This window comes from Mycoplasma sp. AC157 (assembly GCF_054343415.1).
The window spans coordinates 1-1,754 of the sequence record NZ_JBTGVE010000041.1 but is presented as its reverse complement, the minus strand read 5'-3'; the positions used below and the strand labels follow the sequence as shown (position 1 = coordinate 1,754).

1 protein-coding gene is annotated in these 1,754 nt (G+C 23.0%); it reads left to right on the top strand.

Annotated features, from left to right (window positions below; translation table 4 throughout):
- Window positions 1-432 precede the first annotated feature (432 nt).
- Window positions 433-1,728, top strand: a complete 1,296-nt coding sequence (locus ACXX84_RS04115; RefSeq protein WP_458572963.1) for an MAG3090 family protein — start codon at window positions 433-435, stop codon at window positions 1,726-1,728.
- Window positions 1,729-1,754 lie beyond the last annotated feature (26 nt).

The window sequence follows — 1,754 nt, the reverse complement described above, 5'->3', positions numbered from 1 at the left end:
AAGTGACATTTTATATTGGGAATGGGGGGTGACATTTTATTTCTGTTTTAATACTGTTTACACGGTAAAAATCCCATATTTTGCTTTTTTAATGTATAATATTATAAGTTATGAAAACACAAAAATATAAGGAATTATTAAACCAAAAATTTAATATCTATAATATATATATATATATATAGAATTTTCTTATTAATTTTTTTATTATTCTTGTCTTTAATTTTATAAAAAACGATTTTAAAAGAAATTTTAAAGTTGTTTTTCGTTACTTAAGAAGAATTAATTTTTTAAAAATTATTTACATAATTCAAGATTAATATAAGTAATAACTAATTTAAATAAAGTTTAAAAATATTTAATATAAAAGTATAAATTAGATGAAATATTATATTTTATTCAAAAAGAAAATAAAACAAAAATAAAAGGAAAATTATGAAACGTTTATTATGCCAATATAACAGAGATTTTGATAAAAAATTTTCAAAAACATACCCTTGAGTATTAAAACACCCAAAATTAAAACAAGGACTAGCTTTATTTAAAACAAGAAAAGAAGCTATGAACTGATTTTTAGCAATAGGATATGAAAGCGCTATTTGATTCCAAACTGAAAAAAGAATCTTTGGTGGATTGTTAATTATGGATAAAACACTAGATGGTTTCGAATTTGAACTAAATACAGAAAAATTTGATGGAGATATCAAATATGATGAAGCAATGGAAGAATTTTATATCTTTACAAATTCAAGATTAAGAAATCAAGAACAAGCGGATCAATTTTTAAAAGAAATTGCAGATTACAAAGTTCTTGCAGATCATAAAAAATACTTCCCTGCTAATGATGACTATATTCCAGAAAGAAAAGTTTCAAGTAAAGATAGAGAAATAGAAAGATTAAACAGACAAATGACTGATCTTGAAGAATTATTTAAAAGTTCAAATGGATCATATGCAAAAGAAATTGCTGTTTTAATGGAAAAACTTAGAGATAGTAATTCGGATAAAGAAGCTTTAAGAAAAGAAATTGAAAACTTAAAGAAAAAAATTCTTGAATCTATTGATAAAGAACCAGAAAAAGTTATTGTTGAAAAGGAAAAACCTGTATTTGTAGAAAAAGAAGTGGTTAAGGAAGTTGTTAAAGAAGTTCCTGTCTACATCGAAAAAGAAATAGTTAAGGAAGTAGTTAAAGAAGTTCCAGTTTATATTGAAAAAGAAGTTGTAAATGAAGTAGTTAAAGAAGTTTATATTAATGAAAATAAGAAAGAACCAACAAAATACTCTAACTTCTATAATTTAGAATCTTCTAAACAGCTTGAAGCATTAGCAATTTATTCTCATAAATTAGAAAAAATTGCTTCTTCTTATGATGAAACAATGATAACTTCAACACAAGATTACAATGAAATTAAAAAAGAACTTGATTTAGTTACAAGTGCATTAGATTCTTTAGATCAAACATTTAAAGATGACTATTCACAAAAACTCTTACTTTTAGTTAAAAAAGCAACTAAAGAATCGAGTGATAAATTGCTTGAAAAAATTAAAGTTTCAGAAGAGTTATTTTATTCAGATGAAAATGCAATTTATTACAAAAAAAATAAATTATCACATGAACTTTCTTTCATTAACTATGAAAACAAACACATAGGATTTGTGGAAGAAAAGAATTATAAATATGGTGTTATTGAAAACTATAGTTTGAATAAATCACACTTTTTGGAAGTGTAATAAATTTTGTGTAAAAATTTCTCAAT